The organism is Streptomyces sp. ISL-66, assembly GCF_018614135.1.
GTDB lineage: Bacteria > Actinomycetota > Actinomycetes > Streptomycetales > Streptomycetaceae > Streptomyces.
The window spans coordinates 1-15436 of the sequence record NZ_JAGGOW010000120.1; the positions used below are offsets into that span (position 1 = coordinate 1).

The following is a 15436-nucleotide window of genomic DNA, read 5'->3' on the forward strand; positions in this document are numbered from 1 at the left end:
GACGGCGCCCGGTCCGACGGCGGCCGGTCCGGCGGCCGGTCCGACGGCGCCCGGTCCGGCGTCCGGCCACGGCCCGGCAACAGCAGGCGCACCGCGGTGAGCAGATCTGCCGCCGACTCGGCCGCGGCCGCGAGCTCCTCCGGACGGGTCGTCTGCGTCGGCACCAGCACACCGCGCGCCCCGGCCGCACGGGCGGCCCGCACGTCGGCACCGATGTCACCTATGACCACCGTGTGCCCGGGCGCCGCGCCGAGCCGCTCGCACGCGGCGAGGACCAGCCCGGGCGCGGGCTTGCGGCAACCGCAGCCGCTCTCCGGTCCGTGGGGACACACGGCCCACACGTCGAAGGGACCGAACAGGGCGTCCACCCGCCGGCGTACGGACTCCACCTGGTCCTGCGTCAGGAGCCCGCGCGCGACCCCCGACTGGTTGCTCACGACGCCGACCGGTATCCCCAGTCCGCGCAGCACGCTCACCGCGGCACGGGCGAAGGGCATCGGGGCGACCCTGGCCGGGTCGCCGTTGTACGGGACGTCGACGACCAGCGTGCCGTCGCGGTCGAAGAGAACAGCCTCCGGGAGCCCGCCGTTCTTGCCGGACCGGTAACGGCTCCGCCGTGCCGTACCGGGGGATTCCCACAGCCAGGGGCCGTCCTTCGGCGACGTGCCCGCGACGCGGTGGCTCCTCATGAGAGCACCTGCTCGCGGGGAGTCCCCTCGCCAGCGGCCGCCCGGGCCGCGGCGGGCGGAGCCGCCGGCCCCCGGCGCCGGGCCCCCCGGTGCAGGGCGTGCCCGCGCATCCAGTGCCAGACCGCCACGGGCGGGATGAGCAGGCTCGTGGCCGCCATGACGGCCACCTCGGCCCGGGTACGGGGCCCCGGTGCGATCCGCGCGGCGGCGAACTCACCCGTGCCGGCCAGCCAGCCGGCCGCACACGCGGCGGCGGCGGCCCGTCTGCCGAGCAGCGCGCAGCCCACCGCCGCGGTGGCGGCGGCGCTCACGGCGAGGTGGCGGGGCAGCCGCCCGCGCGGGGCGGCGGCCCGGCTCCACCAGTCGTGTCCGTGGAGTCGGGCCATCAGGACGTCGTCGGCGTTCCCCGCCTGGAGACGGACGGAGACCCAGCGGTCGGCGGGCCGGACCGGGTGGGTGGTGCGGCGGGAGCCGGACGCCAGGGTCCAGCCGCCGTCGAGCAGGCGCAGGGCCAGGTCGGAGTCCTCCCGGAAGGCGCGCCGGAACCGCTCGTCGAAGCCTCCGGCCGCTTCCAGCGCCTCGCGCCGGAAGGCCATGTCGGCGGTGATCCAGCGGGCGGTGGCCAGGCCCGCCGTATTGCGTTCCCAGTCCGTGGGGCGACGGCCGGCCGGCAGCGGGACCTCGATGCGGGCGGTCACCGCCGCGGTGTCCCGCGCTGCCGACGTCAGGTCCCGGGCCAGGTCCGCGCCCCAGCCGGGCCCCGGCACCACGTCGTCGTCCAGGAAGACGATCCAGGGCACCGGACCGACGGCCGCGGCCCCGGTGTTGCGGGCCGCGGCGGGTCCCCGTGCCCCGCCGGCCACGACCGTGGTCACGGGCCGCAGGGCGGGCGGAACGTCCAGCGGAGGTGGCGTGCCGTCGGCGCCGGGCCGGTCGTGGACGAGGACCACGCGCACCGGTCCGTACCCGTCGGCCGCGGCCGCCGCGAGAGCCTGCAGACATGCCCCGAGACTGGGCCGGCCGATCGTGGGCACGACGACGGCGTACGGCGGTGACGTCAGCACCGATGTCATCTCAATCTCCTTGTCCGGCACGGAACAGACCGTCGCGCCAGACGGCGTACGGCCCGATGGCGAGCAGGTCCACGGGTGACGAGCCGAAGCACTCCAAGGCGTCCCGGGGATCGTCGACCATCGGCCGGCCGGCCGTGTTCAGACTGGTGTTGACGACCACGGGCAGTCCGGTGCGCCGCTCGAACTCGGCGAGCATGCGCGCCACCAGCGGCTCGCGCGCCGGGTCCACCGTCTGGATGCGGGCCGTGCCGTCGACGTGGACCACGGCCGGGATGCGTTCGCGCCAGTCGGGGTGCACGTCGTGGACGAAGAGCATGTACGGGCTGGGCAGCGGGCCGTCGAAGATCTCGGACGCCCGTTCCGCCAGCACCATCGGAGCCACCGGGCGGAACTGCTCACGGCCCTTGACGTCGTTGAGGCGCTCCAGGTTTCCCGCGTGCCCCGGATGGGCCAGCAGCGAGCGGTGCCCGAGGGCCCGCGGACCGAACTCCGCCCGGCCCTGGAACCAGGCGACGATCGCGTTGTCGGCGAGCGCCTCGGCGACGGTCGCCGCGATGTCCGGGGGCCGTTCGAAAGGCACCCCCGCGGTCTTGAGCCATGCTCCGAGCTCCGCGTCGGACCAGTCGCGTCCCAGGTCCGCACCGGCCATCGGCTCGGGTTCCTCGCCCGTACCGGCGGCGAGGAGCAGCGCGGAGCCCAGCGCCGTACCGGCGTCGCCGGCCGCGGGCTGCACCCACACCCGGGAGAAGGGCCCCTCGCGGGCGATGCGGGAGTTGGCCACGCAGTTGAGGGCGACGCCCCCGGCCAGGGTGAGCACGTCGTCGTGGGTGCGCCCGTGCAGCCAGCGGACCAGGTCGAGCAGCGTCTCCTCCAGGACGGCCTGGGCGCTCGCCGCGACATCCGCATGGGCGGCGGTCCACGGTTCGTCGGGGCCACGGGCCGGACAGAACTCCGCCCAGGGAACGCCGGTCGCGTGGAAGCCGCCGTCGCCCGTCGAGTACACGTACCGCCGCAGCTCGCAGAGCATGCGCGGGGTCCCGTGCGAGGCGAGGGCCATCACCTTGAACTCGTCCGAGGACCGCAAGAAGCCGAGGTGACCGGTGAGTTCCTCGTACACGAGCCCCAGCGAGTGGGGGAGGTCCTGGGCGTGCAGCGGTTCGAGCCGGGTGCCGGTCCGGCGGGCCGCCAGATGGGAAGCACGTTCGCCGCGCCCGTCGAGGACCAGTACGGAACTGCTCTGCGCGTCCTCGGCGGCGAAGGCGCCGGAAGCGGCGTGTGCCATGTGGTGGGGTACGAAGTGCACGAGGGAGGGATCGAGTCCCGGCAGCGCCGTCGCCAGGAACTGCGGGGCCTGCTGTGCGTACGTCTGGCGCAGATGGTCCCAGGGGTCGTGCAGGCCCATGGACTCCGCGGGCCTGGCCAGAGCCGGATCGTAGGAGTACGCGACGGCGTCCAGGTCCTGCGGGCGCAGCCCGGCCCGCCGAAGACACCAGGCGGCTGCCTGTTCCGGCAGTTCCCAAGCGGAGAACGGCACCGGTCGCTTGCCGTGCTTTCGACGGGAGAACCTCTCCTCTTCCGCGGCGGCCACCGTTCGGCCGTCGATGACGAGCGCGGCGGCGGGGTCGTGGAAGAGCGCGTTGATTCCGAGAATGCGCATGGTGACGGAGGCCTTTCGGCTGTGCGGAGATCGGTCGGGCGACGTGCGGCACCGGCTGTCGTCAGCTGCGGCGGGCGGGGGCCGGCGTCGGCATGGGCGTCGGCGTCGGCATCGGCGTCGGTGAGCCGGGTCTCAACTGTCCGTGTGAGCCCGGAACCAAGCGATGGTGCGGCGCAGCCCGTCCTCTGCCGTGACCCGCGGCTCCCATTGCAGCTTGTCCCGGGCCAGCGTGATGTCGGGGCAGCGCACGGTGGGGTCGTCCGTCGGCCGTTCGATGAAGCTGATGTCCGAGGGCGAGCCGGTGAGTTCGACGATCCACCGGGCCAGTTCCAGCATGGTCAGCTCGGCGGGGTTGCCGATGTTCACCGGGCCGCGCATGCCGTGGTCGGCCGCGGCGAGGATCCCGGCGACGGTGTCCTCGACGTAACACAGCGAGCGGGTCTGGAGGCCGTCACCGGTCACCGTCAGCGCGGCTCCTGCCAGCGCCTGACGGATGAAGGTGGGAACGGCGCGGCCGTCGTACCCCCGCATGCGCGGGCCGTAGGTGTTGAACAGCCGCACGATGCAGGCGTCCGTTCCCCGGTCCGACGCGTGCGCCACGGTCAGCGCCTCGCCGAAGCGCTTGGCCTCGTCGTAAACGCTCCGGGGACCGACGGGATTGACGTGGCCCCAGTACCGTTCGTTCTGCGGGTGCTCCTGCGGATCGCCGTACACCTCGGAGGTGGACGCCAGGAGGAACCGCGCCCCGCTGCGGTGCGCCAGCTCCAGAGCATTGCGCGTACCGAGGCTGCCCGCTTCCAGCGTGTGCACCGGGAGCCGGAGGTAGTCGGCGGGAGAGGCGGGCGACGCCAGGTGCAGGACGAGGTCGGGGTCGCGGTCCACGGTGAAGGGACGCGACACGTTCGCCTCGACCAGGGTGAATCCGGGGCGGCCGATCAGCTCGGAGATGTTTTCCGGACGTCCCGTACTGAAGTCGTCCACGCAGGTGACGGCGCTCCCTGCGGCCAGCAGGGCGGAGCAGAGGTGCGATCCGACGAAGCCCGCACCTCCCGTGACGACTGCGTGCTGCCAGCGCGGAGCCTGAGATGTGCCCACAGGGATCCCCTCGTGAACGAAAGGCGCGGGACGCAGGAGTTGGAGGGGCGGCTCGTGCGCCCGCTCATTGCCCGGGACGAGCCCGCAGGGACGGCATCAGCCTGCCCCAGCCCATGAGGGACGGCATCGAGAGAGGGCCATCGGGGTGATGACGCGGCGTGGCCGCGCTCACCCCCTGGCCCTTCCTAGAGGTGACTGGGGCTTCCGTGCGGGCGCGCCCACCGGGAGTGCAGAGCGGCCCTGGTCCCGAGGGGAAGGGCCCGGGTGGCGAGCTCCTGGGCCCTGGTGCGCACGGAACCGGCCACCTGCGAGGAGCGGCCGGCCATGAGCGCGCGGAACGCCTGTCGGGCGACGAGCGCGGGATCGTCCTTCTTCGAACGCCCCAGACGGGTGTCGAGCAGGCCCGCCTGGACGAAGAACGGGGTGTCGGTGGTACCCGGCAGCAGGGAGGTGACCGTCACCCCGGTGCCCCGGAGCTCTTCGTGCAGGGCGAGGGCGAAGGACTGCAGGAAGGACTTGGAAGCGTTGTAGACGGCGTTGTACGGCCCGGGCACCTCGGCGGCGACCGAAGAGGTGATCAGCAGTCGGCCCGCGCCGCGCGCGGTCATGCCCTCCAGGAGCCGCCGCGCCAAGTGCACGGTGGAGGAGACGTTGACGTCGATCACCCGGGCCAGGTCGGCGAGATCGGTTTCGAGGAACGCGCCCGCCCTGGCGATGCCCGCGTTCAGAAAGGCCGCATTGACGGGACGGTCGAGGGTGCGCAACTGCCCCATGAGGACCTCGACGCCGTCGTAGGTGGCCAGATCCGTACGCACCGCGTGCACGGCGGTGCCGTACACGCGCAGGCGGGCCGCCGACTCATCGAGGAGCTCGTCCTCGGCGGCCACCACGAGGTCGTATCCGTGGAGCGCGCACGTACGGGCCAGCTCGAACCCGATTCCGCTGGAGGCGCCGGTGACGACGGCCAAGGGGCGGGCCGGGCCTGATGTGTCCATGGGGATCAGCCCGAGGAGGTGGCCTGCAGGCTCCCACAGATGGGCAGCGCTCCGACATCGAGACGAGCCATCTTCTCGGCCGCCTCCAGGACGGTTGAGTCAGCATCGATGCACTCGGCGCCGGGCGTCATGATGTCGCGTGCTGTAGTCATGGCTTTTCCTTCCGCATCCAGAAGCGTCTCTCACGGCGCGCCTGCCCCGACGGAACCGGATGTAACAAGGCAGGGGCGCCCGTGAACCACATGCCGCGCGTTCCCGCGGGCCACATGGGGAAGGGGCCCACCCCACGGGGTGCGGCCCCTTCCCCCGGCCACAGCACTAGGCGTGACGGTGCGAGCGGCGGCCTCCCGTGACGAGGCGGTAGACGGCGAGCAGGATCACGGAACCGATGATGGCGGCGATCCAGGTGGAGAGGTCGAAGAAGCCATCGATGGAGTCGACGCCGAAGATGACCTTGCCGAGCCAGCCGCCGAGCAGACCGCCCGCGATGCCGATGAGCATCGTGATGATGATGCCGCCCGGGTCGCGCCCCGGCATCAGAGCCTTGGCGATGGCGCCGGCGAGCAGGCCGATGAGGATCCAGGCGATGATGCCCATGGTGTGTCTCCCGTCGAGTCGAAGGCTGTCAGTTCTCGTCTGCACCCGCCCGGCCGCGATAAACGTCAGACCCGCGAAGTGGCTCCGATCCGGCACTCCTGCCTGCACCATCAGAGTGGTTCCGCCGCACGCCGTCCCCGCCGTCCCCGCCGTCCGCCGGCTCCGTGGCAGCGTCGTACGCCCCAGATCCGTACCGAAGGAGGACGCGCCGTGTCCGAGGACCTCGTGAGCGACACCATCCGCCGCCTGGAAGACGCGGCGGCGTCGACCGGCCTGCCCGAGCACACCAGGGAACTGTTGGACGTGGCTCTTCGCCAGGCCAAGGCGGCCAAGAGCGCCGGGCAGGACCAAGAAGCGCTGACCATCGCCGGTCAGGCCCTGCAGACCGCGGAGAACGCCTCCGGGGACCGCTGAGGCGGCCGCCGCCCTCGCCACCAGCCGGGCCGGCGCCGTGCGTAACGCCACGGCACCTGACGAAGGTCCGGCAGGGAGGCGGGCGACGGCGCCCTCGCCTCGGGAGTCAGACGGCCCGGGCCACGAGGTGGCGGTATTCCAGCTCGGAGAGTTCGGTGGCCGGAATGCGGACGTGGATCTCGTCGAGCGTGCCGCGCAGGGCGGTCGATGCCGCCGCGTAGGCGGCCCGGGCCCGGGGAACGGCGGCTCCGGGCATCCACTCGATCAGGACGATCTCCTTGCGGCGGGCTCCGTCGGCCGCGGCGAACGTCAGGTCGTAGACGATCAGCCGCGGCTCGTCGGCGGGCAGAGCCTGTTGGAGCTCGTCCAGTGTCAGATTCCCGTGGAGCCCGGGGACGACCGCGTCGGAAGTGTCGTCGATGAGGTAGATCACCGTGTTGACCTCCCGCCTGCTCTTCAGCTCCAGAAAGGCCCTGACAGAACTGCTGTCCACGTCGATACCACTGCTCACGAGAGGTCCTTCCGGCCGGGCTGCGCGGGGTCGCGTGGCCCAACGAACCGACACGCGCCAGGTTCCGGGCGGGCCCGACGAAGGCTTAAGCCCGACTGTCGGGGCGGGCCCGGGGCGGGCCCCGGGCGGGGGCGGTCAGAGCGGGCGCCAGCGGAGCGCACGATCTCCCTGACTCCCTCCGATTCGCTCAGATTCTCTCCGATTTCCTCCGATTTCGCGGCGGGAGCCGTGACCGGGCCGCGGCGGCGCCGGCGCGTGGGCCGGGCGGGTGGTGTGGCGGGGCAGAGGCGGATGTGGCGGCAGGGGCGGGGCATAGGTAGGAGATGCGGTTCCGGTTTGGCCTCGTACAGGGAGAAGTCGCGTGGACGTGATCGTGCCGCCCGGAGTTGGGCGCCACCGGTGAGGCGGACGAGGGTGGGCGCCGTCCTCTGGGTATGCGTCACGGGTGCGCTCGTGACCGCCTGCGGGGCGTCCGCCGCCCGCGTGGAAGGGGCGCAGTCGGCCGGCGAGGCCTTCGTACGGGCCCTTTCGGCCGGAGAAAACGAAAAGGCCTGCCGGCTCCTGGCACCGGAAACCCTGCGGCAGCTCCAGGACGACGAGCAGAAACCGTGCGCACAGGCGCTGACGGGGGAGGAGCTGCCGAGGTCGGGAGCGGTGCTCGCCACTGAGGTGTACGGGCGCCAGGCCATGCTGCGGCTCGACGGCGACACGGTGTTCCTGTCCCGGTTCAGCGGCGGGTGGAAGGTTGTGGCGGCCGGCTGCACCCCCCAGGGGGAACAGCCCTACCAGTGCACGCTGAAGGGCGGCTGACGATGCGCTTCCTGTTTGTGACCTGCCTCGTCGTGGTGGTCGGCGGACTGGGGTACTTCATCGCGATCGGAGCGATGCACCGATGAGCGACGACCGGCAGCAGGAGCGGCAGACCCGCGGTTTCTGGCGGGACAACAGCCTCACCCTCACCTTCGGGACGGCGTTCCTGCTGGTCCTGGTCGGGCAGGCGATCGCCGGACACGCCGAGTTCAACGACCAGCTCACCGTCGACGGGCTCCAGCGCATCAGCCTGGGCGAGTACGTGACCACCTCGGATTTCGCCGTGGACGTCACCGAGAACTGGCAGTCGGAGTTCCTCCAGTTCTTCCTCTTCATCTTCGGCACCGTCTGGCTCGTCCAGCGGGGTTCCCCCGAGTCCAAGGAGCTCCACAAGACCGGAACCGAGTCGGACCGGGAACAGCGGCTGGGCGACCACGCGCAGGCGGACTCGCCCCGTTGGGCCGGCACGAAGGACTGGCGGCAGCGGCTGTACGCGCGCTCCCTCGGGCTGGTCATGGGCTGCCTGTTCGTGGCCTCGTGGTTCGCGCAGTCGATCACGGGCATGGCGGCGTACGACGAACAGCGGCTCCGGCAGCTGCAAGACCCCGTCGGATGGGGTGCCTACCTCGCTCAGCCGGACTTCTGGAGCCGCACCCTGCAGAACTGGCAGTCCGAGCTCCTGGCCGTCGCCGCGATGGTCATCCTGTCCGTCTACCTGCGCCAGCGCGGCTCACCCGAGTCCAAGCCCGTCGGCGCCCCCCACACGTCCACCGGCGTCGAGGGCTGACGGTCCTGGGCGCGCGGCGCGTGGGGAAAACGACGGGACGACGGACGGGGGAGTGGTACGGGGAGCGGGCGGGTAGCCGCCCCGCATGTACGAGGCCCACGACACAACGGAAATGGCCGTCATCGGGTCGCTGGACGAGCTGGGCGGCCTGCTGGCGGACCGGCGCGGGCTGTACGTGCGCTGGTCCATGGGCCCCCAGGCCGATCTTCCCGAGCCGTCGAGCCGGGACGAGCTCACCGGTGTGGAGCTGCCGGGTCTGTCGGCGAACCCCATGGACATCGAGGACTGGTGGGGCGAGCGGCCCCTCCGCACGTGGGCCGCGCGGCGCCTGTACGACTACTCCCACCTGCCGGTCGTCAAGGACCGCCGGGTGAGGCCGTGGCTGCTGTACGGCGCGGAGGTCGGCCGCGGGCCCGACAACGAACCCCTCGTTCGGGACGTGGAGCCGCTGGGCTGGATCGACCGGAAGGTCATCGCCGAGGCGCAAGAGGAGATCGAGCGGCAGCAAGGGGCATGGGGCCCGCTCGACCGCCACGGCTGATGGGCGCCGCCGGCCCCGTACCGGTTGGACTCGAAATCGGGGGCGTCCGGGGATGGATGCCCGTCCGGTTGCTGGGTAGCCGCGCCGTGACGACAGGCTGCACACGTCCAAGAGGAGGCAGGCAGGTGATCACGTCATGAGCACGATAGAGCGGCGGGCTCACACCACCGAAGAACCCGTGGGAGTACTGGTCTCGCGCGCTTCCCAGCAGATTTCGGAGCTGATTCGCGAGGAGATGCAGCTGGCCCGCGCGGAAATGGCGCAGAAGGGGAGGCGCTTCGGCAAGGGCGGTGGTCTTTTCGGCGCGGCAGGGCTCATCGGCATCCTGGCGGCGCAGGCCTTCACCGCGACGTGCGTCGCCGCCCTGGCCCTGGTACTCCCGCTGTGGGCTTCGGCCCTCCTCGTCGGGGCGGCGCTGGCCGCACTGGCGGCCGTCGTGGCCCTGTTCGGGAAGCAGCAGGTGGCCAAGGCCGGAACGCCCGCTCCGCAACAGGCCATCAAGAGCTTCAAAGCCGACCTGGCCGAGATCAAGGAGAAGGCACACCGATGACCAACGAACGTCGAACCGACATCGGCACGCCCGCCCCCCATGAGTTGCGCGAGCAGGTGGAACACACCCGCGAAGAGCTCGGGCGGACCATCGAGGCGCTGGCGGGCAAGGCGGACGTCAAAGCGCAGGCGAGGGGCAAGGCCGAGGCCGTCAAGGAGCGGGCGGTCGAGAAGGCCGCCCAGGTCAGCGACCAGATCCGGGCCAAGGCGGAGCAGGCCGCGCACCTGGTGGCGGACAAGGCGCCCGCTCCCGTCGCGGACAGGGCGGCCCAGGCATCCAGCGTGGTCGCCCATGCGACGCTCCGCGCCGGTCAGCTCGCTGCGGAGAAGACTCCCGAGCCCGTCCGGCAGAAGGCCGGCCAGGCGGCGGGGGCGGCGCGCGCCAACCGCACGCCGCTGCTCGTGGCCGGGACGGCCCTGCTCGTCTTCCTGCTGGTGAGGCGCAGCCGACGGCTTTGCCGATGACCAAGGCCGCCCATGCGCGCGGGCGCCCGTAGGCCCGGGTCCGACCGCTGCCGCGCGTCGCCCCGCCGCGCCCCGCGGCGAGCGGTCGGGCACCCGCTCCGCTCGCGGTTCCATGTCTGGCGATTCCGACCGACTCCTCCGACGCGGCACATGGATCAAGCCGATGAGGGCAGCCGCAGAGCAGGACGAACGAGCGGTTGACCGACGCGGGGGAAGCGCGGCACCGCCGCTCGAAGGAGTGTTGAGCCATGAACACGCTTGAGGCTGGTGAAGGCGGCGAAGCCGCAGGGTCACACCTTCGGCACCCGGCAGCAGGGGGTGCCCCATGTGTGGCCTGAGCGGTGAGGTGAGGTTCGACGGCAGACATCCGGACCTGGCTGCAATCGAACGGATGACCGACAATCTGGAGGCGCGCGGGCCCGACGGGCGCGGCGCCTGGTCGCAGGGGCCGGCGGCCCTCGGGCACCGGCGCCTGAAGATCATCGACCTTACGGAGAACGGCGCCCAGCCCATGACGGATACCCGAGCGGGCATCACCGGTGTCTTCAACGGGTGCATCTACAACTACAAGGACCTCCGGAGGCGCCTCGAAGGGCTCGGACACCGGTTCTTCTCCGACTCGGACACCGAGGTCCTCCTCAAGGCCTACGCCGAGTGGCGGACCGGATGCGTCGAGTTCCTGTACGGGATGTTCGCCTTCGCCGTGGTCGAGCACCACACCGGGCGCACGGTCCTGGGCCGGGACCGCCTGGGCGTGAAACCCCTGTACGTGAACCAGACCGCGGAGCGCCTGCGCTTCGCCTCCTCGCTGCCGGCGCTCCTTGCGGGCGGCGGCGTGAACACGGATCTCGACCCCGTCGCGCTGCACCAGTACCTCAGCTGGCACGGCACCGTCGTCGCGCCCCGGACCGTACTCGCCGGCGTTCGCAAGCTGGCCCCCGCGACCGTACGTGTCATCGAGCGCGACGGCACCTACCGCGACCACTGCTACTGGCAGCCCTCCTACACCCGGCGGGCCGACTTCGGCGCGGACCCGGCCGCGTGGCAGGACGCGGTGCTCGATGCGCTGCGCACCGCGGTGCGGCGCCGCATGGTCGCGGACGTGCCGGTGGGCGTCCTGCTCTCCGGGGGGCTCGACTCCAGTCTGATCGTGGCACTGCTGGCAGAGGCGGGGCAGCAGGACCTGACGACCTTCGCCATGGGCTTCGAGGCGGAGAACGGCGAGGAGGGCGACGAATTCGCCTACTCCGACCTGGTGGCCCGACAGTTCTCGACCGACCACCGCCAGTTCATGATTCCCTCCGACCGGCTGCCGACGGCCCTGGACGCGGCGATCGCCGCGATGAGCGAACCGATGGTGAGTCACGACTCCGTCGCGTTCTACTTGCTGGCGGAACAGGTCACCAAGGATGCCAAGGTGGTCCTGTGCGGGCAGGGCGCGGACGAGGTGTTCGCCGGATACCACTGGTACCCGCGCATCGCGTCCGCCGATCGGGCCGACGCGAGTGACTCCTACAGCGACGTGTACTTCGACCGTTCGCACGCCGACCTCCTGCGGATGGTGCGGCCGGGGGTCCTCACCGGCCCCGACCCGTCCCGCGGCTTCGTCCGGGCACACATGGCGGCCCCGGGCGCCGAGAGCGCACTGGACGCGGCGCTGCGCCTGGACGTGCACGCGATGATGATCGACGACCCCGTCAAACGGGTCGACAACATGACCATGGCATGGGGCCTGGAGGCGCGCGTACCGTTCCTCGACCACGAACTCGTGGAGCTGGCCGCGGCCTGCCCGCCCGAACTCAAGCTCGCCGACGGCGGCAAGGGAGTGCTCAAGGGCATCGGACGCCGGATCCTCCCGAGACAGGTCGTGGACCGGCCCAAGGGATACTTTCCGGTCCCCGCCGTACGGCACATGGCCGCTCCCGTCCTGGCGCGGGTGCGTGCGGCCCTGTCCGCCCCGGAGGCCCGTAGACGGGGCATCTTCGAGCAGGACTTCCTGGACGCGCTCCTGGCGGCGCCCGACCTCCATCGCACCAAGCGCGGCGCGAACACGCTCTGGCAGGTGGCGTCGCTGGAGATGTGGCTGCAGGCGCACGGAGTCGACTGACGTGTGAACGAGCCGGCCGCGGTGGGGCGGCCTGCCGTTCGGTGCGCGTCCGGCGTGTCGCCGTGCATGCCCGCCGCGAGGGAGGGTACGACCCTTCCCGTACGAGCTGCGTCGCGGAAGCGGCCGGAGGGCGAGGAGTGTCGGAAGTGATTCGAAAGTTGCAGGCGGTGGCGCTGGACTGCGCCGATGCGGTACGGCTCGCCGAGTTCTACGCGGATCTGCTCGGCGGCCGGGTGGTCGCGGACCCCGACGATGCCGACTGGGTCGAGGTGCACGGGTTCGAGGGGACACCGCTGGCCTGCCAGCGGGTGGACGGCTACCGGCCGCCCGAATGGCCCGGCCAGGAGCGCCCGCAACAGCTCCACCTGGACTTCGACGTGGACGACCTCGACGGAGAGGAGAAGCGCGCGCTCGCTCTCGGCGCGACCGTGCTGGAGCGGACGGACCAGCTCCACCCCGAGGCCAACTGGCGGGTCTACGCGGACCCGGCCGGCCATCCGTTCTGCCTCTGCCTGCACTGAGGCCGTCTGCGTCGGCGGACCACCGGTCCGCCGACGGCCTCCAATTCATTTGCCGCAGGCCGGCCGGGTCGGATAAGAAGCCTGCATGCTAAAGGGCAGCACGGTCGGGCTGAGAGCCCGGCACGAGGAAGACATCCCGGTCCTGCGGGCCGAACTCTACGACGACGTGGTCAACTCCGCGCGGGCCGAGGGCCGGCCGTGGCGGCCGATCGCGCCGGGTTCGAAGGACTCCCGGCTCGTGGTGGACGAGGAGGAGCAGGGGCACGTCCCCTTCTCCGTGGTGGAGCTGGGCGGCGGCGCGCTGATCGGCACAGCGACGCTCTGGGGCATCGACACCCACAACCGGTCCGCACGCATCGGGCTGGGCCTGCTGCCGTCCGCACGCGGCAAGGGCTACGGCACCGACGTGGTCGCGACGCTGTGCCACTACGGCTTCGTCGTGCGGAGCCTCCAGCGGCTGCAGATCGAGACGTTGTCGGACAACGCCGCAATGCTGCGCTCCGCCGAACGCAACGGCTTCGTCCGCGAGGGCGTGCTGCGCTCCTCGGCCTGGGTGATGGGCGAGTTCCTGGACGAGGTGCTCCTCGGGCTCCTCGTCCAGGACTGGAAGCCCGGCACGAAAGGCTAGATGTGTGGTCCCGGTGCTCGGTCAGCTGCGTACCGGGGCGGCGGACGTCACCCGTGTGCCTCGCTTCGTAGCCGACATGATGCGGACCGTCATGGTGCGTGTCAGCGTGGTCCGGGGGGAATCCGTATCCCACGCACAAAGGAGTCGCCGTCATGGGCGGTAGGCAGGACAGGCTGGACGACCGTCAGGAGCCGGGCAAGGGCCGCGAGGCGCAGGAGCACCATCGCGCCGGAGACCCGGCACAGCCTCAGCCGGGCAGGCCGTCCCGTGAGCAGGGACAGTCCCAGGGCCAGAAGCAGGGCCAGAAGCAGGGACAGCCCCAAGGCCAGAAGCAGGGACAGACACAGGGCCCGAAGCAGGGCCAGGAGGAGACCTCGCGCCGCCGCGAGGAAGACCTGCTGCGCGAAGAAGACCTGAACGACGAGGTGTTCTGACCCTAGGAACACTCTCCCGCACGCGAAGAGCCCGGCCGGCCCGCAGTCACCCCGGCCGGGCTCTGTCGCGTCCTCCCCGGCGTCACTGTTCCTGGGGCGGTTTGCCCTCCGCCGCGGACACCTCGACGAACTCGACCTGGCCCTTGCCGTTGAGGCGCAGGATGGGGACGGCCTTGTTGCGGGGATTGCCGTTGTTCTGGAAGGAGATGAACCCGCTGGCCCCGGCCACCTGTTGGGTGCCGTCCATCTGGTGGAACATCCGGGCCACCGCGTCGCCCGCGACCTGCCCCTGCCAGCGGGCGGCCATCTGGATGCCGTGGGCCGCGGCGAGGACCGCGTCGTGGCCCATCAGGGCCCCGCCGTCCTCGCGGGGGTCGTGCGGGAACCACTGGTCCAGTAGCCCGCCCGGCTGGAAGTTCTTCGCGGACGGCGCGGACACCGCCTGCGGCGCCGAGCGGTACATGTCGGGGTGGGAGAGGCCGGTGTAGAGCACCTCGATGCCCGTCCCGGCGGCCCGGGCGAGCTGCTCGGCGTTCAGGTTGGTCGTGTCGTCCCCGGTGAACACGGTGAACTGCTGGTCGGTGCAGCTGCGGTTGGAGAGCGCGTCCAGGAAGTGGGTGAGGTGCTGGCCGCGGCCCGCGAAGTAGACGAGCTGCGGGCGCTGCTGGCACAACTGCCCCGGCATGTAGCGCAGTTCGTTCTGCCAGGCGCTGCTGACGGAGGAGTCGTAGGTCATGCGCTCCGCGACGAGCCTGTGCTGGTCGCCGTCCTGGAAGGCCTTGGTGAAGGCGGTGCCGAGGGTGGAGGCGTAGAGGTCCCCCTTCGCCACGTCCTGGATGACGACGGCGGTGGCGACGCCGCGCCGTTTGAGGTACCCGGCGCCCGCGTACGCCTCGTCCTCGTTGGTGGGGGCGATCCGGACGAAGCCGTTGATGCCCTGGATGTTCGTGGCGGTCAGCGTCGCTCCGACCATGGCGAGTCCGTGCTCGGAGAGGCGGCTTATGGCCGCGAGGTTCTCGTCCGTGCTGGGTCCGAGGCCGGCCACCGCGACGAGCCGGTCGGGGGAGTCCTTGCGGGCGATCAGCTCGTCGACGGTGTGTTTCCACTGGGTCGACTTGCTGCCCGGATTGGCTATCAGCAGACGGATCTTGGGGCTGGCCGCGAGGTCGCCCTGGTTGTGCCGGTACTGGGCGAGGTAGGCGCCCTGGAGTTCGTGGCGGACGCCTTCGGCGGAGTTGCTGTCCCCGGCCGTGGTCGTGAAGGAGGTGAAGTAGGCGACGCTGACGTACGGTTCCTTGTCCGCGTTGGCGAGGACCCGGCGGTTCTCCTCTTCGATCTTCCTGCTGACGGCGTCGAGGTGCGGTGCGAAGACGTAGGAGCCGTCACTCACTCCCACGCACTCGTTGTCCGCGCCCAGTTCGACGACCCCGTCGGCGCATCTGGCCTGGCGTTCCTGCAGCCAGCCGACCCCCAGCCAGAGCGTCGCGACCAGGACGACGGCCGCGGCGGTGGCGAGGGCGACGCGGCGTACCACGTGCAGGGGCCATTCGAGTCTGGGCACGT

Annotated in this window: 19 protein-coding genes; 10 read left to right on the forward strand and 9 right to left on the reverse strand. The window is 71.6% G+C overall.

Annotated features, from left to right (window positions below; translation table 11 throughout):
• The 7 genes from J7E97_RS22830 to J7E97_RS22860 all read right to left on the reverse strand — a co-directional run.
• Positions 1–689: HAD-IIIA family hydrolase (locus tag J7E97_RS22830; protein ID WP_215030400.1), on the reverse strand; the 689-nt coding region annotated here is incomplete at its 3' end.
• Positions 686–1762 carry a glycosyltransferase family 2 protein gene (locus tag J7E97_RS22835; protein ID WP_215030403.1) on the reverse strand — a complete coding sequence of 359 codons (1077 nt, stop codon included), beginning with the start codon at positions 1760–1762 and terminating at the stop codon, positions 686–688. The genes J7E97_RS22830 and J7E97_RS22835, both read right to left, overlap by 4 nt.
• A gap of 1 nt (position 1763) precedes the next feature.
• Positions 1764–3419, reverse strand: coding sequence for a carbamoyltransferase C-terminal domain-containing protein (locus J7E97_RS22840; RefSeq protein ID WP_215030406.1), 1656 nt, complete (start codon positions 3417–3419; stop codon positions 1764–1766).
• 132 nt (positions 3420–3551) lie between these two features.
• The gene (locus J7E97_RS22845; protein ID WP_215030409.1) at positions 3552–4514 is read right to left on the reverse strand and encodes an NAD-dependent epimerase/dehydratase family protein; all 963 of its coding nucleotides are present in this window, start codon (positions 4512–4514) and stop codon (positions 3552–3554) included.
• 185 nt (positions 4515–4699) lie between these two features.
• Positions 4700–5509: an SDR family oxidoreductase gene (locus J7E97_RS22850; RefSeq protein WP_215030412.1), complete on the reverse strand. Its 810-nt coding sequence runs from the start codon at positions 5507–5509 to the stop codon at positions 4700–4702.
• A 5-nt stretch (positions 5510–5514) separates the two neighbouring features.
• Complete coding sequence (locus J7E97_RS22855) at positions 5515–5661, reverse strand: CBS domain-containing protein (protein WP_215030415.1); 147 nt, start codon at positions 5659–5661, stop codon at positions 5515–5517.
• A 166-nt stretch (positions 5662–5827) separates the two neighbouring features.
• Positions 5828–6106, reverse strand: a complete 279-nt coding sequence (locus tag J7E97_RS22860) for a GlsB/YeaQ/YmgE family stress response membrane protein (RefSeq protein ID WP_215030417.1) — start codon at positions 6104–6106, stop codon at positions 5828–5830.
• 210 nt (positions 6107–6316) lie between these two features.
• Between J7E97_RS22860 and J7E97_RS22865 the strand changes: the two genes are divergently transcribed.
• Positions 6317–6520, forward strand: a complete 204-nt coding sequence (locus J7E97_RS22865; protein WP_215030419.1) for a hypothetical protein — start codon at positions 6317–6319, stop codon at positions 6518–6520.
• 106 nt (positions 6521–6626) lie between these two features.
• Here the strand turns inward: J7E97_RS22865 and J7E97_RS22870 are convergent, their stop codons facing one another.
• The gene (locus tag J7E97_RS22870; protein WP_215030421.1) at positions 6627–7031 is read right to left on the reverse strand and encodes a cofilin family protein; all 405 of its coding nucleotides are present in this window, start codon (positions 7029–7031) and stop codon (positions 6627–6629) included.
• Between the two features lie 414 nt (positions 7032–7445).
• On the opposite strand from J7E97_RS22870, the gene J7E97_RS22875 reads away from it, so the two are divergent.
• From J7E97_RS22875 to J7E97_RS22915, 9 genes are all read left to right on the forward strand, one after another.
• Entirely contained in the window at positions 7446–7841 is a 396-nt protein-coding gene (locus J7E97_RS22875; RefSeq protein ID WP_251054987.1) for a hypothetical protein, read from the forward strand.
• An 82-nt stretch (positions 7842–7923) separates the two neighbouring features.
• Entirely contained in the window at positions 7924–8628 is a 705-nt protein-coding gene (locus J7E97_RS22880; protein ID WP_215030422.1) for a DUF6766 family protein, read from the forward strand.
• Positions 8629–8713: 85 nt separating this feature from the next.
• Positions 8714–9169, forward strand: coding sequence for a DUF6098 family protein (locus J7E97_RS22885; RefSeq protein WP_215030423.1), 456 nt, complete (start codon positions 8714–8716; stop codon positions 9167–9169).
• A 136-nt stretch (positions 9170–9305) separates the two neighbouring features.
• Positions 9306–9719, forward strand: a complete 414-nt coding sequence (locus tag J7E97_RS22890) for a phage holin family protein (protein WP_215030424.1) — start codon at positions 9306–9308, stop codon at positions 9717–9719.
• Complete coding sequence (locus J7E97_RS22895) at positions 9716–10183, forward strand: DUF3618 domain-containing protein (protein WP_215030426.1); 468 nt, start codon at positions 9716–9718, stop codon at positions 10181–10183. The genes J7E97_RS22890 and J7E97_RS22895 overlap by 4 nt, the downstream gene beginning before the upstream one ends.
• Before the next feature lie 325 nt (positions 10184–10508).
• The gene (locus tag J7E97_RS22900; RefSeq protein WP_215030428.1) at positions 10509–12290 is read left to right on the forward strand and encodes an N-acetylglutaminylglutamine amidotransferase; all 1782 of its coding nucleotides are present in this window, start codon (positions 10509–10511) and stop codon (positions 12288–12290) included.
• 146 nt (positions 12291–12436) lie between these two features.
• Positions 12437–12811, forward strand: a complete 375-nt coding sequence (locus J7E97_RS22905) for a VOC family protein (protein ID WP_215030430.1) — start codon at positions 12437–12439, stop codon at positions 12809–12811.
• Positions 12812–12896: 85 nt separating this feature from the next.
• Complete coding sequence (locus J7E97_RS22910) at positions 12897–13439, forward strand: GNAT family N-acetyltransferase (protein WP_215030433.1); 543 nt, start codon at positions 12897–12899, stop codon at positions 13437–13439.
• A 152-nt stretch (positions 13440–13591) separates the two neighbouring features.
• The gene (locus tag J7E97_RS22915) at positions 13592–13873 is read left to right on the forward strand and encodes a hypothetical protein (protein WP_215030436.1); all 282 of its coding nucleotides are present in this window, start codon (positions 13592–13594) and stop codon (positions 13871–13873) included.
• Between the two features lie 82 nt (positions 13874–13955).
• On the opposite strand, the gene J7E97_RS22920 is transcribed toward J7E97_RS22915, so the two are convergent.
• Positions 13956–15434, reverse strand: a complete 1479-nt coding sequence (locus J7E97_RS22920) for a branched-chain amino acid ABC transporter substrate-binding protein (protein ID WP_215030438.1) — start codon at positions 15432–15434, stop codon at positions 13956–13958.
• Between the last annotated feature and the right edge of the window lie 2 nt (positions 15435–15436).

What these genes read in the sequence shown, in the direction of transcription:
- J7E97_RS22910 (WP_215030433.1), top strand. Translation starts at nt 12,897, where the DNA reads ATGCTAAAGGGCAGCACGGTCGGGCTGAGAGCCCGGCACGAGGAAGAC.
- J7E97_RS22860 (WP_215030417.1), bottom strand. Translation starts at nt 6,106, where the DNA reads ATGGGCATCATCGCCTGGATCCTCATCGGCCTGCTCGCCGGCGCCATC.
- J7E97_RS22850 (WP_215030412.1), bottom strand. Translation starts at nt 5,509, where the DNA reads ATGGACACATCAGGCCCGGCCCGCCCCTTGGCCGTCGTCACCGGCGCC.
- J7E97_RS22835 (WP_215030403.1), bottom strand. Translation starts at nt 1,762, where the DNA reads ATGACATCGGTGCTGACGTCACCGCCGTACGCCGTCGTCGTGCCCACG.
- J7E97_RS22915 (WP_215030436.1), top strand. Translation starts at nt 13,592, where the DNA reads ATGGGCGGTAGGCAGGACAGGCTGGACGACCGTCAGGAGCCGGGCAAG.
- J7E97_RS22885 (WP_215030423.1), top strand. Translation starts at nt 8,714, where the DNA reads ATGTACGAGGCCCACGACACAACGGAAATGGCCGTCATCGGGTCGCTG.
- J7E97_RS22880 (WP_215030422.1), top strand. Translation starts at nt 7,924, where the DNA reads ATGAGCGACGACCGGCAGCAGGAGCGGCAGACCCGCGGTTTCTGGCGG.
- J7E97_RS22840 (WP_215030406.1), bottom strand. Translation starts at nt 3,419, where the DNA reads ATGCGCATTCTCGGAATCAACGCGCTCTTCCACGACCCCGCCGCCGCG.
- J7E97_RS22895 (WP_215030426.1), top strand. Translation starts at nt 9,716, where the DNA reads ATGACCAACGAACGTCGAACCGACATCGGCACGCCCGCCCCCCATGAG.
- J7E97_RS22900 (WP_215030428.1), top strand. Translation starts at nt 10,509, where the DNA reads ATGTGTGGCCTGAGCGGTGAGGTGAGGTTCGACGGCAGACATCCGGAC.
- J7E97_RS22890 (WP_215030424.1), top strand. Translation starts at nt 9,306, where the DNA reads ATGAGCACGATAGAGCGGCGGGCTCACACCACCGAAGAACCCGTGGGA.
- J7E97_RS22855 (WP_215030415.1), bottom strand. Translation starts at nt 5,661, where the DNA reads ATGACTACAGCACGCGACATCATGACGCCCGGCGCCGAGTGCATCGAT.